Source organism: Bacillus sp. DTU_2020_1000418_1_SI_GHA_SEK_038, from assembly GCF_032341175.1.
Lineage (GTDB): Bacteria > Bacillota > Bacilli > Bacillales > Cytobacillaceae > Cytobacillus.
This window is the reverse complement of sequence record NZ_CP135435.1, coordinates 3099308-3118769: the sequence shown is the minus strand read 5'-3', so window position 1 is coordinate 3118769 and position 19462 is coordinate 3099308. Positions and strand designations below refer to the sequence as shown.

The following is a 19462-nucleotide window of genomic DNA, read 5'->3' as shown; positions in this document are numbered from 1 at the left end:
AAACTGTTATCATTTTACATAAATACATAATTGAAACGCATAGCAGAATCACTTATCTGGTCAGTTAAAATACCAAGATAGGAGGGGTTGAACTTGGAAAAACTGCAGCAATATTTGACGAAAATAAAAAATTTGTTAGAAATGACATTTTTTAGAGTTCTTCTATTTGTTTTTCTTGGAATTGTGATGTTCCTTGCCATGTTCAGTAATGTAAAACCAGAAAAATTGGACCTAGGACTATTTTCTGTTGCTGAGCAAACAATCAGATCTCCTATCACGATTGAAGATAAAGTCTTAACAGAAAAAAGGAAAAAAGAAGAAGCTGATAAAGTTCCGGACGTATATGTAGTAAAGAAGGAAATTGCCCAAAATCGCATGGATTTAATCACATCTATATTTGATTCTGCTACTGAGGTTAATGATGAGATAGAAGATGACCGGGAAAAGAAACAAAAGGCAGCTGATAGCTCTAGTGAATCTGAAGGTGAGCCAATCGTTTTTCCTGAACCAACACCATCTGATAAATTAGCCATTATGAAGGAGAAGCTGACTGAAGATATAACAAAGGAAATATCTGATCAGACCCTCCTTTCTTTATTGCAGGTAACTAGAGGCGAGCTTTCAATTGCCAGAGATGTCACGGTAACCGCTATAAATAATGTAATGAGTAAGAGAATCCCGGCGGATGAAGTGGAAAATGCAAAGAAGCGTTTGGAGGAGGAGCTAAAGTTTACAAGCTTAAATTCTGGTTTAAAAGCAGCAGCAATTGAATTGGGAAGATATGCTGTTTACCAGAATGAATTTTACGATCCTACTGCAACGGATGAAATGCGTCAGCAGGCTGTAGAGACTGTTGAGCCTGTAAAAATTCTTCAAGGACAAATTATTGTAGAAGAACAGCATTTAATCAGCCGCGATATTTATAGGCAGCTAGATCTGATCGGCTTGCTTGATAACAATAATTCCATTCAGCCTTTTGTTGGCCTTGGCTTAATTATTTTTATTACTCTTGCTGCTCTGTATTTTTATTTTAATGAATTAAAGCTCCAATCAGAGTTAAAGCAAAGTTACCTACTATTATTTAGCTTAATTTTTGCATTATCTATACTAATGATGAAGGGAATCAGTTTTTTTCCAGAACTCAAGTATTCAGAAATCAGCTTTATTTTTCCGGCTGCCATGGGTGCTATTTTAATCCGAAACTTAATTAATGAACGAATGGCTGTATTATTTACGATCATTATGGCCATTTGCGGAAGTATTATTTTTAATGAAGGCGTAACAGGGACCTTCCATGTATCATCTAGTATCTATATTACATGCAGCGGACTTGCTGGAATTATATTTTTAACGAAACAAAAAAATCGGTCACGAATTTTACAAGCGGGCATGTTTGTGGCAGGTGTGAATGTGGCTGTGATTTTTTCCCTTATCTTTCTTAGGAACGGGCAATATGATGGGCTGGAATATGGCTTTTATCTGATTATTGGGGCGCTTTCAGGTATTTTGTCTTCCGTGTTGGCCATTGGCTTACTTCCTTTTTTTGAAGCTGGATTTGGCATTCTCTCTACAATGAGATTAATTGAACTGACAAGCCCGAATCATCCTCTTCTTAGAAAAATCTTAACTGAGGCACCAGGCACCTATCACCATAGCGTCATGGTAGCTAATTTGTCGGAATCTGCTTGTGAAGCCATTGGGGCAAATGGGCTGCTTGCACGGGTTGGCTGTTATTATCATGACATTGGCAAAACAAAAAGGCCGCAGTTCTTTATTGAAAATCAAATGAATATTGAAAATCCGCATGATCGGCTTCCGCCGCAAACAAGTAAAAATATTATCATAGCCCATGCAACTGACGGGGCGGAAATGCTTAGAAAGCACAAAATGCCAAAGGAAATTGTTGATATTGCAGAACAGCATCATGGGACGACACTCTTAAAATATTTTTATCATAAGGCGAATCAAAATGGGCTTGAGGTGAGAGAGGAAGACTATCGATATCCAGGTCCAAAAGCCCAAACGAAAGAGGCTGCTATTATTGGAATTGCAGACAGTGTTGAGGCTGCTGTCCGTTCTATGTCCCACCCTACCCCTGAACAAATAGAAGGCCTCGTTAGAAATATTATTGCCGACCGTCTTCAGGATGGCCAGCTTAATGAGTGTGATTTAACGTTAAAAGAATTGGAAATCGTTGCAAACTCTTTTTGTGAAACATTAAACGGTATTTTCCACTCTCGAATTGAATATCCAGAAATGACAAAGCAGAAGGTGAAACAGGCATGAGTTTAATTATCGACTTTTTAGATGAAACAAATGAGCTTACAGAAGAGCAAATCTCCTATATTGAAAAGCTGCTAAATTATGCAGCAAAGTTTGAAAAAATTGAAGAAGAAAGCGAAGTATCTCTTACGTTTGTTAGTAATGACAAGATAAGGGAAATTAATAAGGAATATCGTCAGAAAGACAGTGTCACAGATGTCATATCTTTTGCCATGGAGGAAATGGGAGAGGGAGAAATGGAGCTTATAGGTCTTGATATGCCAAGGGTGTTAGGAGACATCATTATTTCCGTTTCAAGAGCACATGAGCAGGCCGAAGAATACGGGCATTCTTTTATGAGAGAAATCGGTTTTTTGGCTGTTCACGGCTTCCTTCATTTACTCGGGTATGACCATGAAACGCCCGAAGATGAAAAAGTAATGTTTTCAAGGCAGAAGGATATTTTAGATGAATTCGGCCTCCAGAGATAAAAAGAATCGGTTAATATATTCATTTCGCTATGCAATATCAGGTATTAATGAGGCTTTCAAGCAGGAAAGAAATTTGAAAATCCACCTGCTTGTATCGATTATCGTTATCTTAATGGGATTAGTGTTATCTATTTCCTATATTGAGTGGCTTTTCATCCTCTTAGCTATTGGGGGTATGCTGTCACTGGAATTGTTGAATTCCTCGATTGAAAGAGTAGTGGATCTTGTGACTGAAGACTACCATCCGCTGGCAAAGGCAGCAAAGGATATAGCAGCAGGGGCTGTATTAATTTTTGCTGTTATCTCAGTCATAATCGGATTGATTATTTTTCTCCCGAAATTAGCCAATCTTATATAGAACTGTCCTTTCAGGAGGGCAGTTTTTTCGTTAAAATAATGAAAACGTTGAGGTTTAGTTAGGTTTTTCTAGGGTAAAAAACAAGCAATTGTAACAATTAACCAAGCGATATTTGAAAATACTCTATTCGTTTTGATAAAATGACAGTGCGGTACAAACTATTTACCCGCCTATTTTTAGAAAATTCAATTTTTTATATTACGTTTTTGCTACAAACAGTGATTTTGATTACAATTTGAGGTAAAATAAAAGAAGTAACATCTTTCAAAACGAAAGGAAGACTATTTAGTGCAAGTTGAAAAATTAATTGAAGAAGCAAAAGTTGCAAGGGAAAGAGCATATGTCCCATATTCAAAGTTTAAAGTCGGTGCGGCGCTCTTAACGTCAGAAGGAAAAGTATACCATGGCTGCAATATTGAAAATGCAGCATATAGCATGTGTAATTGTGCGGAAAGAACGGCTATTTTCAAAGCCTACTCTGAAGGAGATAGAAATTTCAAAGCATTGGCTGTTATAGCTGACACAGACCGTCCATGTTCTCCTTGCGGTGCATGCCGGCAAGTAATTGCAGAATTATGCCCAAAAGATATGCAAGTGTATTTAACGAACCTAAAAGGAGATATTCTTGAGATAACGATCGAACAACTACTACCAGGAGCTTTTTCACCGGAGGATTTGAATGAATAATACTGAACAGGGACATAAATCGGGATTTATTTCTATTATTGGAAGACCAAATGTCGGAAAATCAACTTTTTTAAATCGAGTGATCGGCCAAAAAATTGCCATCATGAGTGATAAACCACAAACAACCAGGAATAAGGTTCAAGGAGTATTAACAACCAATGATGCTCAATTTATTTTTATTGATACTCCAGGTATTCATAAGCCAAAGCATAAATTAGGCGATTTCATGATGAAGGTTGCACAAAATACTTTAAAAGAAGTCGATGTTATTTTATTTATGGTCAATGCAGTTGAGGGTTATGGCCGTGGCGAAGAATTTATTCTGGAAAAGTTTCAATCCATCCGCACACCCATTTTCCTAGTCATTAACAAAATTGATCAAGTGCACCCAGATGAATTAATTACGATTATTGATTCTTATAAAGAAAAATATTCCTTTAGTGAAATTATTCCAATTTCAGCACTTGAAGGAAATAATGTTGAAAATTTATTAGGGCAAATTAAAAAGTATATTCCAGAAGGACCACAATACTATCCAGCTGATCAAGTAACAGATCATCCTGAACGCTTTATCGTCTCCGAGCTCATTCGAGAGAAAGCTCTTCATTTAACAAGAGAAGAAATACCGCATTCACTTGCCGTGTTGATTGATAAGATGGAGCGCCGCGATGAAAAGGACATTGTTCATGTAATGGCCACGATTATTGTCGAGAGGGATTCCCAAAAAGGGATTGTCATCGGGAAGCAAGGGAAAATGCTTAAGGAAATTGGTCAGAGAGCTCGGGTTGATATTGAAAATCTGCTTGGATCCAAAGTGTTTTTAGAATTATGGGTAAAGGTTCAAAAAGATTGGCGAAATAAAATGTCGCAGCTGCGTGATTTTGGTTTCCGTGAGGATGAATATTAATTTTTTTAAAAAATGTGTATTTAATGTTAATTGTCCAGCCTTAACTAAGGTATTACGCTTTAACAGTAATTATGTATGATTTCAATTTACAATATTTTTCTCTTATGAAATTCAAAAGACAGGCTATGATAAATGGTAAGGATTTGGGATAAAAGAAAATTGCGTTGAATAACGGAAAGGTGGGGTTTTCGATGATGGATTTTACCTGGAAAGTCTTTTCACAGACAGGTAATATAGACACATATCTTCTCTTTAAAGAGCTAGAACAGGAAACTCAAGATATACCCGGAAATCAGGACGCAGAACTAACTGAAGCAGACTTTTCCATCTCATAGATTGTCTAAAACTTAGGGATGGTGGCTATGGTGCTTGAAAAATGTGAGGGCATCATTATTAGAACAACAAATTATGGTGAAACAAACAAAATTGTAACTTTATACACCCGGGAATGGGGTAAGATTGGTGTGATGGCACGTGGAGCAAAAAAGCCGAGCAGCCGGCTCGCTGCTGTCACCCAACCTTTTACATACGGCTATTTTTTAGTTCAAAGAAGCAGTGGATTAGGAAGTCTGCAACAAGGTGAAATGATTACTTCTATGCGCTCTATCCGCGAAGATATTTTCCTAACAGCATATGCAAGCTATATTGTTGATCTAACAGATAAAGGAACTGACGACAGAAAGCCCAATCCTTATTTATTTGAATTAGTTTTTCAAGCTTTAAACTTAGTCAATGAAGGTTTTGATGCAGAAATTATTGTGAATATCTTCGAAATGAAAATGTTGAATTCGTTAGGATTGTATCCAGTTTTAAACCAGTGTACCGTATGCAGCAGTGCAGATGGCCATTTTTCTTTTTCAATAAGAGAGGGTGGACTCATTTGCCACCGATGCCTGGAAAAAGATCCATATCATTTTAAAATTTCTCCAGCAACAGTGAAGCTATTACGGCTTTTTTATTTTTTTGATTTATCTCGCCTTGGTAATATTTCTGTTAAACCGGAAACGAAGGCTGAGCTTAAAAAAGTCATTAATGCTTATTATGATGAATACTCTGGGCTTAATTTAAAAACGAAAAGGTTTCTAAATCAAATGGCTAAATTTGAGGATATGCTTTAATATAAACGATAACTTTTCGAATTTGAGAAGTGTCCAGCTGCAGCGCCTAGGGGCTCGAGGTCATAAGCCAATCCATCAAGAAGGTTAAAGAACAACCTTCTCGCTGGCTTATCTTATGCTTGTCGCCCCTGGGCAAGGCGCTTCCGCTTTTCTTACTTGACATTCAATTTTGTATCGTATATGATTCAAATTATTAAATTAATAGTTGCTATGATGAAGAAGAGTACTTAATCTATTTAATAAAAAGCGAACCTAGGATGGTGAGAGCTAGGGTATTGAAGATTAAGGAAGGCGCTTCTGAGCAACGCCGGAAGAAAGTGGCTGCAACGATTGCAGCAATTAGGGTGGAACCGCGGGTAAACTCTCGTCCCTATGCATTAGGCATAGAGACGGGAGTTTTTTGTTTTTTTCTTTAAATTTGAGAACTATCTAGTTCCAGCGCCCAGCGACTATTGGACTTCCTCTCCCCTCCCTACGATAAGTCAACATCGAATCGCTCACGCTCTTCGTGTTTCCTTTATCTCAGTCGGGGAAGGTCCAGTCCATACATCGCTAAGCGGGGCGCTTACACTTTTAAATTGAGAGGTGCGTAATGAACATTCAAAATATGATTTTAACTCTACAAAAACACTGGTCAGATTATGGCTGCATTCTAATGCAAGCCTATGATGTGGAAAAAGGAGCAGGAACGATGAGTCCTTATACTTTCCTGCGTGCTATTGGGCCTGAACCATGGAATGTGGCATATGTAGAGCCGTCACGCCGTCCTGCTGATGGCCGCTATGGAGAAAATCCAAATAGACTTTATCAGCATCATCAGTTTCAAGTGATTATGAAGCCTTCACCGGACAATATTCAGGAGATGTATTTAGATTCTTTACGTGCGCTTGGCATTGATCCGCTCCAGCATGATATTCGATTTGTTGAGGACAATTGGGAAAATCCTTCCCTAGGATGTGCTGGCTTAGGCTGGGAAGTTTGGCTGGACGGCATGGAAATCACTCAATTTACGTATTTCCAGCAAGTAGGAGGAATTGAATGTAAACCAGTTTCAGTAGAAATCACATACGGAATTGAGCGTCTCGCTTCCTATATTCAAGAGAAAGAAAATGTATTTGATCTTGAATGGACAAACGGATTTACGGTGAGAGATATCTTCCTGCAGCCTGAATATGAGCATTCCAAATATACTTTTGAAACATCTAGTGTCGATATGCTCTTTAATCTGTTCAATATTTATGAAAAAGAAGCTCATCGGCAAATGGAGGCTGGGCTCGTTCACCCGGCATACGATTATGTATTAAAGTGCTCACATACTTTTAATTTGTTAGATGCAAAAGGGGCGATATCGGTTACAGAAAGAACCGGTTATATTGGACGCTGCCGTAACCTTGCAAGAAAAATTGCAAGAACCTTCTATGATGAGCGTGAAAAGCTTGGTTTCCCAATTTTGCAATCAAAGGGGGAAGGAAATCGTGACTAAAAGAGATCTCCTTTTAGAAATAGGATTAGAAGAAATTCCCGCAAGATTTGTTACAAATTCAATGAACCAGTTATCAGACAAAATTCAAGCATGGTTAATGGAAAAAAAGTTGAACTTTGACCATATTGTTGCTTATTCTTCACCACGGCGATTAGCAGTTCACGTTACAGGAGTGGAGGAAGCTCAAGAGGATGTTCACGAGGAAGCAAAGGGTCCAGCAAGAAAAATTGCGATTGATGAAAATGGTGATTGGTCAAAGGCAGCTATTGGGTTTTGCCGCGGGCAAGGAGCTAGTGTAGAGGATATTTTCTTTAAAGAAATAAATGGCGTTGAATATGTCCATGTAAAAAAGTTTATTCAAGGTCAAGAAACTGTCAATCTGCTGCCGGAATTGCAGCAAATTATTACAGCCATGACATTTCCGAAAAATATGAAGTGGGCAAATAATGATCTTCGATACGTCCGTCCAATTAAATGGCTGCTTGCGTTATTTGGAAATGAAGTGATCCCTTTTTCAATTACAGCGGTTGAGACATCCAATTGGACACTTGGGCATCGTTTCTTAGGAAGCAAAATTGAAATACATGAGCCGAAGGATTATGTTAAGGCTATGCTTAGTCAATATGTGATAGTTGACCCTGAAGAAAGAAAAGGTGCAATCACATCACAATTAGAAACGATCGCCGAGGAAAATAATTGGGTCATTCCAATTGATGAAGATTTGCTAGAAGAGGTTACGAACCTTGTTGAATATCCTACAGCTCTTTTTGGACGTTTTGAAGAAGAGTTTCTCGAGATCCCTGAAGAGGTTTTAATCACTTCGATGAAAGAGCATCAGCGATATTTTCCTGTGAAATCTAATGAAGGCAAGCTTCTTCCTTTTTTCGTTACCGTTCGAAATGGCGGGCATGAGCATATAGAGAAAGTAGCTAAGGGAAATGAAAAGGTACTAAGAGCAAGACTATCTGATGCAGCCTTTTTCTACAAAGAAGATCAAAAAACTGAAATTGAAACTTCATTAGCAAAATTAAAATCTATTGTGTATCATGAAGAAATCGGTACGCTTGCAGAGAAGGTAAGTCGCGTTAGAAAATTAACGAATAAAATGGCTGATAAGCTTGATTTTAGCATTGAAGACAAAGATGCAGCCGATAGAGCGAGTGAAATTTGTAAGTTTGATCTCGTATCTAACATGGTTTACGAATTTCCGGAATTACAAGGTTTTATGGGTGAAAAGTATGCTTTGCAAAAGGGAGAAAAACCAGCAGTTGCTAAAGCGATAAATGAACATTATATGCCAAGAAATGCTGATGACAGTACCCCGGGCAGCCACCCTGGGGCAGCGCTGTCAATAGCAGAAAAAATGGATACAATCGCCTCTTGCTTTGCTATTGGCATTATTCCGAGCGGTTCGCAGGATCCATATGCGCTTAGACGCCAAGCAACTGGTATTGTCCAGACACTTATTAATAAAGAGTGGAATCTATCTCTAGAATGGCTGATCGATTCTGGGCTCGCCCTAGTTGAAGAAGCTGGAATTGCTAAGAAATCGAAATCAGAACTTGCTGGGGAATTAACCGCATTCTTTAAACTTAGAATTAAACATATCCTTCAGGAAAAGCATGTGAGATATGATTTAATCGAAGCAGTTTTAGGCAATGAAATTGGTGCACTTCCATCTCTAGTAAGGAGAGCTGAGGTACTAGAAACTAGAAAAGAGGATAATGGCTTTAAGGAAAGCATGGAAGCTTTAAGCCGTGTTCTAAATATTTCATCTAAAGCTGAAAATCCTGGTGAAGTTAATCCCGCTTTATTTGAAAATGAATTCGAAAATAATTTGTACAATAAATATATGATTGTCAAAGAAAAGTTTCATGTTCATACTTCAGAAAGTGATGAATTTAGTTTGTTAATATCAATGAAGCCTGAAATCGATCAATATTTTGATAACACAATGGTCATGGCTGATAATATTGAACTACGACAAAACAGACTAAATCAAATGGTTTTACTGGCTGAGCTGATTAAAAAGTTTGCAAATGTAAACGAAATTATTGTTAAATAACTTGGATTTTCCAACTGGGAGCTGTTCTAATGAAAAGATGCCAAGCTCCACATTTATTGTCTAGTGTCAATTAGTGGAGTATGCTCTTGATGTTTATATTATTGTGGAGCCAGGCACCATGCAGGACAGCTTCTTTCCGATAAACTCCTGCCTTAATGCTCATTTCTTTTTCATTTATTCTAAATAGTATATAATAATTTTATAAAAGTATAACGTTTTATGTGCTTGACAAAGGCGCTTACGCTTTTCTATTTAGGTGGTGAGGACAATCGAATTAAATAAGCGGCAAGAAAAAATATTAGAGATTGTGAAGGAAAACGGGCCGATCACAGGTGAAAATATTGCTGAAAAGCTAAACTTAACCCGAGCTACATTAAGACCAGATTTAGCCATTTTAACAATGGCAGGCTTTTTGGATGCGAGGCCGCGGGTTGGGTATTTCTATACAGGAAAATCTGGTACACAGTTGCTTACAGATAATTTAAATAAGCTGTATGTAAAGGATTATCAATCTATACCTGTAGTAGTAAATGAAAATGTTTCGGTTTATGATGCTATATGTACAATGTTCCTTGAAGATGTAGGAACATTATTCGTGGTTGATAGGGAATCTTTACTTGTTGGCGTTCTTTCCAGGAAGGATTTGCTGCGTGCAAGTATCGGGAAACAGGAATTAACGAATATCCCTGTAAACATAATCATGACAAGAATGCCTAACATTACGATGTGTGAAAAGGAAGACTTATTAATTGATATTGCAAAGAAATTAATTGAGAAACAAATTGACGCGCTGCCGATTGTTAAAGAAACGGAAAAAGGCTTTGAGGTAATAGGCAGAATTACGAAAACAAATTTAACAAAAGCATTTCTTGCGCTTGCAGAAGATAATTAAATCATGAACAGAGGAGATGGTGTTAAGGGATGACAAAAAAGCCAATCATCTATGTTGTGTCTGACTCTGTTGGGGAGACTGCCGAGTTAGTTACAAAAGCAGCCGTCAGCCAGTTTAATGGCAGCGGAGTAACAATTAAGCGATTTCCATATGTGGAGGACAAGGTTCATATTGACGAAGTAATTTCTTTAGCGAAAATGGATAATGGGATGATCGTATATACACTTGTTAAGCCTGATATGCGCCATTATATTAATCAACTGGCTGAGCAGGAAGGGATATATGCTTGTGATATAATTGGACCGTTAATGGATCAAATACAGCAATTACATGGAAAAACACCTCTTTTCGAACCAGGTCTTGTTAGAAAACTAGACGATGATTATTTTAAGAAAATAGAAGCTATTGAGTTTGCTGTTAAATATGATGATGGCCGTGATCCAAGAGGGCTGCTTAAAGCGGATATTATTCTTGTAGGAGTATCCCGAACTTCTAAAACACCACTATCACAATACTTAGCACATAAAAGACTAAAGGTTGCAAATGTACCGCTTGTGCCAGAGGTGGATCCTCCTGAGGAATTGTTTTTAGTTCAGCCAGAAAAGTGCTTTGGTTTAAAAATTAGCCCGGAAAAGCTTAATCATATTCGTAGAGAACGGCTGATTTCTTTAGGATTAAGCGATAATGCTAGCTATGCAAACATTGAACGGATAAAAGAAGAAATCAATTACTTTGAAAAAATCGTCAATAAATTAAATTGTCCAGTCATTGACGTCACAAATAAAGCGGTAGAAGAAACAGCAAATTTAATATTAAATCAATACCACAGAAGCTTTCCAAAAAGCTAGCACATAATTCTGTATTATGTGCCTTTTTCTTTTTTGGGAAAAAGGTTACGGAACCTTTTGAAAATTTAAATAGATTAATTGCTATAAAAAACAAAATATTAATAGAAATACCGAAAAACAATAGAAATTCAGTTTTTTTTATACTATAATAAAAAATTGTGATAAAAATGTTATAGTTTAGGTTTAGAGTTGAGTATGAACGAATAGACTATTTATTGTGAGAAGTCAAGTGACCGGATTAAAAACAATTCGACATTATCGATTGAATTGGATTGGATGAAAAAATGCTGTCTTAAGAAGTATTTTTTTCTTAAAGCATTTTAGATCAATAAACCCGGCTTGATGAAATCTACTTGTAATTATAACAACTGCATTGAATAGGATGAATTTGCTCTAGCTAAAAGTTATTTTTAGAAAGAAGGATTATGTGGAGTGATGTAGAATAAATAGAACATTAGGCAATCCAATTATATTGGTTGATGCCGATTCTTGCCCTGTAAAGGAAGAATTTGTCGAAATAGTTAATGACTATTCTGTTGAAGCTATTTTTATTGCATCCTATGCTCACATGAAAAACAACTCGGGTGGAACTTACTGGGAATTTATTGACCCTAGTAAAGAAGCTTGTGATTTATTCATCATGAATCATGTGCAGAAACGGGACATCGTTGTAAAACAGGAAATTGGATTAGCATCGACACACTTTTACCTTAAGAAGTTTATATTCTGTCTCCAAAGGGGATTTCATACGATGAGAAAGATATTCATACCGCGCTTAATATGAAATATTTATCTGCTAAAGCGCGTAGAAGGGGGATACAAGGGAAGGGCCTAAGCTTTCAGTCGGAAAGACCGTACTAGGTTTGTGAAAGAATTGACAAAGATTTTGTCGAATTTTGAAGGAATTCGCTAATTTTTATAGAAATATTAATTAAAGGCTAAAAATATCTGCCCCCGGTGACCTTAAAAAGATAAATTTTAATGTTCAGTAGGCACGCTTGATTTTATTAATTGGAGTTGTTCCCATGGTAGAGCGTATCGCCGAGGAAAAAGTGAATGAGATTCGGCAAGCTGTTGATATTGTTGATATTATAAGCGATTATGTTCAATTAAAAAAGCAAGGACGAAATTACTTCGGTCTATGCCCATTTCATGGAGAGAACACACCATCTTTTTCCGTTTCACCTGATAAGCAAATTTATCATTGCTTTGGGTGTGGAGCCGGAGGAAATGCATTTTCATTCTTAATGGATCTTGAAGGTTATTCTTTTCAAGAAGCAGCTGTCAAATTAGCTGATAAAGGGAATATTAAGCTTGACATTTCTGTTCAGTCCGCAGCCGTTCAAAGTGATGTTCCTCCTGATATTAAACAAATGCTGGAGGCACATGAGCTATTGCGTAAATTTTATCATCATCTGCTGCTAAACACAAAAGATGGTCAGCATGCTTTAGACTATTTGCTTGGCAGAGGATTTACAATTGAAACCATTGAAAAGTTTCAAATTGGATACTCTCTTCCTTCTTGGGATTTTGTATATAAATTTCTTGGCAAGAGAAAGTTTCCAATCGATGTTATGGAAAAAGCTGGAGTTATTATTAAACGCGAAAAAGATGGCAGTTATTTTGATCGATTTCGCAACCGAATTATGTTTCCGATTTTTGACCGAAGTGGAAAAACGATTGCCTTTTCAGGAAGATCCTTAGGGGATGATGAACCCAAATATTTAAATAGTCCTGAAACGCCAATCTTTAATAAAAGTAAAATTTTATATAATTTTCATTTAGCTAGACCTCAAATCAAGAAACTACAGCAAGCTGTTTTATTTGAAGGATTTGCGGATGTCATTTCTGCCGATCTTGCAGGAGTTGAAAACGGTATTGGCACAATGGGAACATCCTTAACAGATGACCATGTCTCCGCTTTAAAGAGAAATGCCCAATCAATTACTGTTTGCTATGATTCCGACAATGCTGGAATAGAAGCGGCTTTTAGAGCAGCAAATATGTTATCCAATGCAGGGTGTCAAGTGAGGGTAGCTTTAATGCCAGACGGCCTTGACCCAGACGACTACGTCAAAAAATTTGGCTCTGAAAAGTTTCGTCACGAGGTAATAGATGGCAGCCATACACTTATGTCGTTCAAGCTCCATTACTACCGCAGAGGGAAAAAGCTGCAGGATGAAGGAGATCGCCTGCTTTATATCGAAGAAGTATTAATTGAAATTAGCAAATTAGATAATGCAGTAGAAAAGGATTATTATTTACGTCATCTTGCGAATGAATTTTCCCTATCACTTGAAGCACTTAAAGAACAGGAAAAACAAATTAATTTTTCAGAAAGCCGGAAGACTAAGGGTCAGAGTAGCCAGACTGTCAAAAAACAGCTGATTTTCCCGAAGCAATCGAAGCAGTTAAAACCTGCATATTATACAGCTGAAAGAAATTTAATTGCACATATGCTTAACGATAGTGACCTTGCATTTAAGGTTCAGAATTTGCTTCAAGGAAATACGTTTAATGTCGATGAGCATCAAGCAATCATTACTTATTTATTAGGCTTTTATGAAGAAGGGCACATGCCGGATACAAGTGCATTTATTAACTTTATTGGTGATGAAAAGTTAAAAAGAATTGTCGCTGATATTCAAATGATGGAAATAAATGATGAATTAAGTGAACAAGAATTAACGGATTATATAAAACAGGTGTTTAATTATCAAAAAATGTTAAAGATAAAAGAAAAACTGCTTGAACAAAAAGAAGCAGAGCGGAAAAATGATTTTGTAAAGGCAGCCTTGATCGCAACGGAAATTATTCAGTTGCGCAAGTCTCTATAGATTAGGATATATCTTAAGGATTGTCTGTGACTTTGGAAGGAGGGGGACATATGGCTGAAAAATCAGCTCGTTCAAAAGAAGTTGATTCAGAATTGACCCTAGATCAAGTGAAAGAACAATTAACTGAGGTTGGAAAAAAGACGGGCGTTCTTGCCTATGACGATATTGCAGAAAAAATGGCTCATTTTGAATTAGATTCTCATCAAATGGATGAATTCTACGAGTTCCTGGGAGATCAAGGTGTTGAGTTAGTTGGTGACAATGACGATGATGCCGATCCTAATATTCAGGAACTAGCAAAAGGTGAAGAGGAGTTTGACTTAAATGATTTAAGTGTTCCTCCAGGCGTTAAAATTAATGACCCTGTAAGAATGTATTTAAAAGAAATTGGCCGTGTAGACCTACTTTCTGCTGAAGAGGAAATTTCACTTGCAGAACGAATTGAAAATGGTGACGAGGAAGCGAAAAGGCGCCTTGCTGAAGCAAACCTCCGATTAGTTGTAAGTATTGCCAAGCGCTATGTTGGACGCGGCATGCTATTCCTTGATTTAATTCAAGAAGGAAATATGGGCTTAATTAAAGCCGTTGAAAAGTTTGATTACCGAAAAGGTTTTAAATTTAGTACCTATGCAACTTGGTGGATTCGCCAAGCGATTACAAGAGCAATTGCCGATCAGGCAAGAACCATCCGAATTCCTGTTCATATGGTTGAAACAATTAATAAATTAATTCGTGTTCAGCGCCAATTACTTCAGGACCTTGGCCGCGAACCAACTCCAGAAGAAATTGCGGAGGATATGGATTTAACACCAGATAAAGTGAGAGAAATCCTAAAAATTGCTCAAGAGCCAGTTTCTTTAGAAACGCCAATTGGGGAAGAAGATGATTCACATCTAGGCGATTTTATTGAAGATCAGGATGCGACCTCACCTTCTGAGCATGCTGCCTACGAGCTTCTTAAGGAGCAGCTAGAGGATGTTCTTGATACTTTAACCGATCGTGAGGAAAATGTACTACGCCTTCGCTTTGGGCTTGATGACGGGCGTACAAGGACCTTAGAGGAAGTTGGTAAAGTATTCGGTGTTACACGCGAACGTATTCGCCAAATTGAAGCGAAAGCCTTGCGCAAATTAAGACATCCGAGCAGAAGCAAGCGTTTAAAAGACTTTTTAGAATAGAAAATGATTGTCAGGAAATAGTTTACTTCTTACAATAGAGGTAAACTATTTTTTTTACCGCTGAAATGGATGTGTATCCTTAATGAACGAAACAAGAAAAAAGATCATTGTTAACGAAATCATTAATTGGCGAAAAAATCGCATGCTCCCTGAGCACTATTGTGATTTCCTATTAGCGCTTTACACAGAAGGAAATGAACCGGAAAACATAAAAGAGCCAGCAACTATAAGAAAATTGCATTGGAAAAACCATTACCTCTTTTTAATGTTAATTCCGTTAGCTCTATTTTTAATCCATTTTACTGAATTGTCTATTACTTTGCAAATGGCCTTTTCTATTTTATTTGTATTAGCTGGTATTATATTCACTTTTTACTTTATTAGAAAAGGAATTTTACTGCAAATACCAATAATTGCATCAGCTTTAATTTTATTATTATCTACTGTTGAATTTATTTCAAGATTATTTCCAAATAGTCTAACAGTCCTTTACATAGTAATAATTTTGAACTGTCTCTTATGGTTGTTAACGGGTTGGAAACTAAAAATGCCATCCTTTATCTTATCAGGAGTTTTGGGAATGATCTTATTAGTCACTTCTATATTCATATAATAAAAAGATTTTTTGAAGTTTTTAAATGTTGCGAAAATGATTTCTCCTCATTTATATAATGGGAAAAGCAGAAGTTGATCTTAAATCGCTGGAGTTTTTGTCTAATTTTTGAATTTGGTGTGATAAAGTTGACTTAAGGGCTTTTCCTTCTTCTCATTTTGAAGTAGAATAGAGATTGTTTGTATAATCATTTACTTAATTTTAGATGTTCTTACATAAGGGAGGTATAAACATGAAAAATCCAGTAATGCCGTACATACTAATTTTTGCTTTCGGTATTGTTGCAATGTTCCTGATTTCCTTCAAAGGACTAGGTGATGCTGAGCAGCTAGCTGCTGAAAGAGAAGGCGGCGGTGAAAAGACGGAAGAAACGGCTGCGGCAAGCCCTGAGGAGATCTATCAAAAGAGCTGTATCGGATGTCACGGTGATCAATACCAAGGTGGAGTTGGACCAGGTTTACTAGGTGTAGGTGACCAATTATCACAGGATGAAATCGCTGATATTCTTATTAATGGTAAAGGGTCAATGCCTCCAGGTTTAGTTCCTGCAGATAAAGCAGGCGAAATGGCTGCTTGGCTAGCGGAATTAAAATAAAATAATATGTTAAATGTAAGCTTGAAGATCCATACTCGGGACCTTTGAGCTCTGCAAGAAAAAGCCCTTTGCATCTGTAAAGGGTTTTTTTTAACTAGATCTTTGCCTCCTAAGATTAAGACTTTGCAATACAGTACTATATTTAATACTATTATAAGGACGATTTAACTGAATGAAGCTAGTAATTACAGGCTCATATTTTTACTTTGAAAAGTGGTGACTAAATTGAATACTGAGAAATTATCACAGCGTTTAGAGGCTGTTGCAAATTATATTCCTAAAGGCTGCCGTCTGGCTGATATTGGATCAGACCACGCATATTTGCCATGCTACGCTGTGAAACAAGGATTGATCCCTTTTGCGATTGCTGGTGAAGTGGTCGAAGGACCGTATCAATCCGCTAAAAGCCAAGTTGAAGCAGAAGGGTTAAATGACAAGATAAATGTTCGCAAAGGAAATGGATTAAAGGTGATTTCAGAGGGTGAAGTGGATTGTATCACAATTGCCGGTATGGGTGGAGCTTTAATCACGAATATTTTGGAAGAGGGCAAGGAAAAGCTAGGAACTATAAAAAGGTTGATATTACAGCCAAATGTTAGTGCTATCACGATTAGAAGCTGGCTTATAGAAAATGGCTGGGTATTAGTTGCTGAAGAAATACTTGAAGAAGATGAAAAAATATATGAGATTTTAGTTGCAGAAAAAGGGGATGCCAAGGAAAAACAAGCATGGGATCTACAAATAGAATTACTTTTTGGACCTTTTCTGCTGAAGGAGAAATCAGCTGTTTTTAAGAAGAAATGGCTGGGAGAATTAAGGAATTGGCAAAGAATACTAGGACAACTTGAAAATGCAGCAAACACAGAGGAAACAGTAGAGAAAAAAAATGAACTATTAGAGAAAATAAAGATGGTTGGGGAGGTATTAGGTCATTGAAAAATGTTAATGGGCATGAAGTTATCCAGTTATTTGAACAATTTTCTCCAAAAGGCTACGCCATGGAAGGAGATAAAATTGGGCTGCAAATTGGCAGATTAAATAAGCAGATTGAGAATGTCATGATTGCACTGGACGTGCTAGAAGAGGTAGTAGATGAAGCGATAGCTAGGAATGTTCAACTCATTATTGCTCACCACCCGCCTATTTTTCGTCCGCTTAAGTCGATTGCAACCGATACTCCTGCCGGGAGAATCATTGAGAAATTGATTAAGCATGATATTGCTGTTTATGCAGCTCATACAAATTTGGACATTGCTACAGGAGGAGTTAATGATATGTTAGCCCAAGCCCTGCAGCTAGTAAATACCGAGGTCTTATATCCTACATACGAAACTGAATTGAAGAAACTAGTTGTCTTTGTTCCGGAAGATAGTGCAGCCGATGTTAAAAAGGCGTTAGGAGATGCTGGTGCTGGAGCTATTGGTCATTACAGTCATTGCAGTTTCGCTTCCTCCGGAATGGGGCAGTTTTTACCTGGTGAAGGGACAAATCCCTTTATTGGCGAACAGGGAAAGCTGGAGTCTGTCAATGAACTGAGGATCGAAACGATTTTTCCTGCTCAATTAGAGAAAAGAATCTTAAAAGCTATGTTTAATGCACACCCATATGAAGAAGTTGCCTATGATATTTATAAGCTGGACAATAAGGGTGAAGTAATAGGGCTGGGAAGAATTGGCGAGATTCAGGAAATGACATTAGGCGAATTCGCGAATCACGTTAAACAAACATTGGATGTAAATGGAGTACGTGTCGTAGGAGATCTCAACTCAAAAGTTAAAAAAGTAGCCGTGCTTGGGGGTGACGGGAATAAATACTTTGCCTCTGCCAAATTTAAAGGAGCAGATGTCTACGTAACAGGTGATATGTATTATCATGTGGCACTTGACGCCATGATGATGGGATTGAATATTGTGGACCCAGGACATAATGTAGAAAAAGTCATGAAAAAAGGTGTAGCCTTGCAATTGACAAAAATGTGCCAAGAAAAGGGATATGCCGTATCAATCTTTGCTTCAGAAATACATACAGATCCTTTTCAGTTTATTTAAGCAAAGCTCAAAAAAAAGAGGGCGGCCATTTTTAGGCTGCCCTCTTTGTTATTTACTTCTTAACCTTTGGTAATATTTTATTTAATGGTACTTTTTTCTCTATCATCCAAGTACTCTCGTCATTCGGATTAAATTGTTCAATAAATGAAATGACTTCTTTTGTAATTGGGGTTGGTGTTGATGCGCCTGATGTCACGGCAACTGTAGAGGCATCCTTGATCCAGTTGATATCTAGCTCGGATACGTCAGCGATACGATAGGCTTTAGTATGGGCAATTTCTTCCGAAACCTGAGCTAATCGGTTAGAGTTATTGCTTTTTGGATCGCCAACTACGATCAGTACGTCAGCTTCACCGGCTTGTTCTGCAACAGCCTCCTGCCGAACTTGTGTTGCAAGGCAAATTTCCTTATGAAATTCAGCATGTGGATATTTTTCTTCAATTTGCTCCATGACATGCTTAACATCCCATTGGCTCATCGTTGTTTGATTCGTGACAACAATCTTTTCGCTTTGAATATTTAATGCATGGACATCTTCTATCGTTTCCACTAGGAATACATCGTCAGGGGCTACTCCTACTGCTCCCTCTGGTTCAGGATGTCCTTTTTTGCCAATATAGATAATTTTGAAGCCCTCTTTCGTTTTTTCCTCGATTAAATCATGGGTTCTTGTAACATCAGGGCATGTTGCATCTATCGTAATGAGTCCTTTTTGCTTTGCTAATTCCCTCACTTGTGGAGAAATTCCATGTGCTGTAAAAATAACTGTTCCCTTATCTACCTTTTCAAGAATCTCCAGACGGTTGCTTCCGTCCAATGTAATGATCCCCTCTTCTTCAAAGGCATCGGTAACATGTTTGTTGTGAACGATCATACCTAGAATATAAATTGGTCTAGGCAAAGTTTTATCGAGTGCAGCATTTCTCGCAATTACCATGGCATCTACAACCCCGTAGCAATAGCCGCGCGGTGAAATTTTTATAATCTCCATGATCAAAGAAACCCCCTTAAGTTTGTATCTATATATAGTGACTAGTTTTTTTATTCATGTTCATTTAGATAATGAACAAATCACGTATA

General features: G+C 37.4%; 20 protein-coding genes and 1 other annotated feature. Of the genes, 19 read left to right on the top strand and 1 reads right to left on the bottom strand.

Annotated features, from left to right (window positions below):
* Positions 1 to 93: 93 nt before the first annotated feature.
* From RRV45_RS15645 to RRV45_RS15555, 19 genes are all read left to right on the top strand, one after another.
* Positions 94 to 2286 carry an HD family phosphohydrolase gene (locus RRV45_RS15645; RefSeq protein ID WP_315665623.1) on the top strand — a complete coding sequence of 731 codons (2193 nt, stop codon included), beginning with the start codon at positions 94 to 96 and terminating at the stop codon, positions 2284 to 2286.
* Positions 2283 to 2753 (top strand): rRNA maturation RNase YbeY, encoded by a 471-nt coding sequence (gene ybeY, locus RRV45_RS15640; protein WP_315665622.1) that lies wholly within the window; start codon positions 2283 to 2285, stop codon positions 2751 to 2753. Before RRV45_RS15645 ends, ybeY begins: the two co-directional genes overlap by 4 nt.
* The gene (locus tag RRV45_RS15635; RefSeq protein WP_315665621.1) at positions 2731 to 3111 is read left to right on the top strand and encodes a diacylglycerol kinase family protein; all 381 of its coding nucleotides are present in this window, start codon (positions 2731 to 2733) and stop codon (positions 3109 to 3111) included. Before ybeY ends, RRV45_RS15635 begins: the two co-directional genes overlap by 23 nt.
* A gap of 288 nt (positions 3112 to 3399) precedes the next feature.
* Entirely contained in the window at positions 3400 to 3798 is a 399-nt protein-coding gene (locus tag RRV45_RS15630; RefSeq protein WP_315665620.1) for a cytidine deaminase, read from the top strand.
* The gene (gene era, locus RRV45_RS15625; RefSeq protein WP_315665619.1) at positions 3791 to 4705 is read left to right on the top strand and encodes a GTPase Era; all 915 of its coding nucleotides are present in this window, start codon (positions 3791 to 3793) and stop codon (positions 4703 to 4705) included. The genes RRV45_RS15630 and era overlap by 8 nt, the downstream gene beginning before the upstream one ends.
* Positions 4706 to 4896: 191 nt before the next feature.
* Positions 4897 to 5040 (top strand): YqzL family protein, encoded by a 144-nt coding sequence (locus RRV45_RS15620; protein ID WP_315665618.1) that lies wholly within the window; start codon positions 4897 to 4899, stop codon positions 5038 to 5040.
* Between the two features lie 30 nt (positions 5041 to 5070).
* A complete protein-coding gene (gene recO, locus RRV45_RS15615) occupies positions 5071 to 5823 on the top strand; it encodes a DNA repair protein RecO (protein ID WP_315669052.1) in 753 nt (250 codons plus the stop codon).
* A gap of 201 nt (positions 5824 to 6024) precedes the next feature.
* Positions 6025 to 6198, top strand: a binding site (T-box leader).
* Positions 6199 to 6415: 217 nt separating this feature from the next.
* Positions 6416 to 7306 (top strand): glycine--tRNA ligase subunit alpha, encoded by an 891-nt coding sequence (gene glyQ, locus RRV45_RS15610; RefSeq protein ID WP_315665617.1) that lies wholly within the window; start codon positions 6416 to 6418, stop codon positions 7304 to 7306.
* The gene (gene glyS / locus RRV45_RS15605) at positions 7299 to 9371 is read left to right on the top strand and encodes a glycine--tRNA ligase subunit beta (RefSeq protein ID WP_315665616.1); all 2073 of its coding nucleotides are present in this window, start codon (positions 7299 to 7301) and stop codon (positions 9369 to 9371) included. The genes glyQ and glyS overlap by 8 nt, the downstream gene beginning before the upstream one ends.
* A gap of 259 nt (positions 9372 to 9630) precedes the next feature.
* Positions 9631 to 10263: a helix-turn-helix transcriptional regulator gene (locus RRV45_RS15600; protein WP_315665615.1), complete on the top strand. Its 633-nt coding sequence runs from the start codon at positions 9631 to 9633 to the stop codon at positions 10261 to 10263.
* Positions 10264 to 10292: 29 nt separating this feature from the next.
* Complete coding sequence (locus RRV45_RS15595) at positions 10293 to 11111, top strand: pyruvate, water dikinase regulatory protein (protein WP_315665614.1); 819 nt, start codon at positions 10293 to 10295, stop codon at positions 11109 to 11111.
* A 568-nt stretch (positions 11112 to 11679) separates the two neighbouring features.
* Positions 11680 to 11895: a DUF188 domain-containing protein gene (locus RRV45_RS15590; RefSeq protein ID WP_315669051.1), complete on the top strand. Its 216-nt coding sequence runs from the start codon at positions 11680 to 11682 to the stop codon at positions 11893 to 11895.
* On the top strand, positions 11835 to 11972 hold the full coding sequence (locus RRV45_RS15585; RefSeq protein WP_315669050.1) for a DUF188 domain-containing protein: 138 nt from the start codon (positions 11835 to 11837) through the stop codon (positions 11970 to 11972). The genes RRV45_RS15590 and RRV45_RS15585 overlap by 61 nt, the downstream gene beginning before the upstream one ends.
* A gap of 164 nt (positions 11973 to 12136) precedes the next feature.
* Positions 12137 to 13948 carry a DNA primase gene (gene dnaG, locus RRV45_RS15580; protein WP_315665613.1) on the top strand — a complete coding sequence of 604 codons (1812 nt, stop codon included), beginning with the start codon at positions 12137 to 12139 and terminating at the stop codon, positions 13946 to 13948.
* Positions 13949 to 13998: 50 nt separating this feature from the next.
* On the top strand, positions 13999 to 15126 hold the full coding sequence (gene rpoD / locus RRV45_RS15575) for an RNA polymerase sigma factor RpoD (protein WP_315665612.1): 1128 nt from the start codon (positions 13999 to 14001) through the stop codon (positions 15124 to 15126).
* A gap of 82 nt (positions 15127 to 15208) precedes the next feature.
* Positions 15209 to 15739, top strand: a complete 531-nt coding sequence (locus RRV45_RS15570) for a hypothetical protein (protein ID WP_315665611.1) — start codon at positions 15209 to 15211, stop codon at positions 15737 to 15739.
* A gap of 232 nt (positions 15740 to 15971) precedes the next feature.
* A complete protein-coding gene (gene cccA / locus RRV45_RS15565; RefSeq protein WP_315665610.1) occupies positions 15972 to 16334 on the top strand; it encodes a cytochrome c550 in 363 nt (120 codons plus the stop codon).
* Between the two features lie 225 nt (positions 16335 to 16559).
* Positions 16560 to 17270 carry a tRNA (adenine(22)-N(1))-methyltransferase gene (locus tag RRV45_RS15560; protein WP_315665609.1) on the top strand — a complete coding sequence of 237 codons (711 nt, stop codon included), beginning with the start codon at positions 16560 to 16562 and terminating at the stop codon, positions 17268 to 17270.
* Positions 17267 to 18382, top strand: a complete 1116-nt coding sequence (locus tag RRV45_RS15555; protein WP_315665608.1) for a Nif3-like dinuclear metal center hexameric protein — start codon at positions 17267 to 17269, stop codon at positions 18380 to 18382. The genes RRV45_RS15560 and RRV45_RS15555 overlap by 4 nt, the downstream gene beginning before the upstream one ends.
* Positions 18383 to 18434: 52 nt before the next feature.
* Here RRV45_RS15555 and RRV45_RS15550 read toward each other — a convergent pair whose 3' ends face one another.
* Positions 18435 to 19373, bottom strand: a complete 939-nt coding sequence (locus RRV45_RS15550) for a 4-hydroxy-3-methylbut-2-enyl diphosphate reductase (RefSeq protein WP_315665607.1) — start codon at positions 19371 to 19373, stop codon at positions 18435 to 18437.
* Positions 19374 to 19462 lie beyond the last annotated feature (89 nt).

What these genes read in the sequence shown, in the direction of transcription:
- dnaG (WP_315665613.1), top strand. Translation starts at nt 12,137, where the DNA reads ATGGTAGAGCGTATCGCCGAGGAAAAAGTGAATGAGATTCGGCAAGCT.
- cccA (WP_315665610.1), top strand. Translation starts at nt 15,972, where the DNA reads ATGAAAAATCCAGTAATGCCGTACATACTAATTTTTGCTTTCGGTATT.
- RRV45_RS15570 (WP_315665611.1), top strand. Translation starts at nt 15,209, where the DNA reads ATGAACGAAACAAGAAAAAAGATCATTGTTAACGAAATCATTAATTGG.
- RRV45_RS15620 (WP_315665618.1), top strand. Translation starts at nt 4,897, where the DNA reads ATGATGGATTTTACCTGGAAAGTCTTTTCACAGACAGGTAATATAGAC.
- era (WP_315665619.1), top strand. Translation starts at nt 3,791, where the DNA reads ATGAATAATACTGAACAGGGACATAAATCGGGATTTATTTCTATTATT.
- RRV45_RS15590 (WP_315669051.1), top strand. Translation starts at nt 11,680, where the DNA reads ATGAAAAACAACTCGGGTGGAACTTACTGGGAATTTATTGACCCTAGT.
- RRV45_RS15595 (WP_315665614.1), top strand. Translation starts at nt 10,293, where the DNA reads ATGACAAAAAAGCCAATCATCTATGTTGTGTCTGACTCTGTTGGGGAG.
- RRV45_RS15550 (WP_315665607.1), bottom strand. Translation starts at nt 19,373, where the DNA reads ATGGAGATTATAAAAATTTCACCGCGCGGCTATTGCTACGGGGTTGTA.
- glyQ (WP_315665617.1), top strand. Translation starts at nt 6,416, where the DNA reads ATGAACATTCAAAATATGATTTTAACTCTACAAAAACACTGGTCAGAT.
- rpoD (WP_315665612.1), top strand. Translation starts at nt 13,999, where the DNA reads ATGGCTGAAAAATCAGCTCGTTCAAAAGAAGTTGATTCAGAATTGACC.
- ybeY (WP_315665622.1), top strand. Translation starts at nt 2,283, where the DNA reads ATGAGTTTAATTATCGACTTTTTAGATGAAACAAATGAGCTTACAGAA.
- RRV45_RS15635 (WP_315665621.1), top strand. Translation starts at nt 2,731, where the DNA reads ATGAATTCGGCCTCCAGAGATAAAAAGAATCGGTTAATATATTCATTT.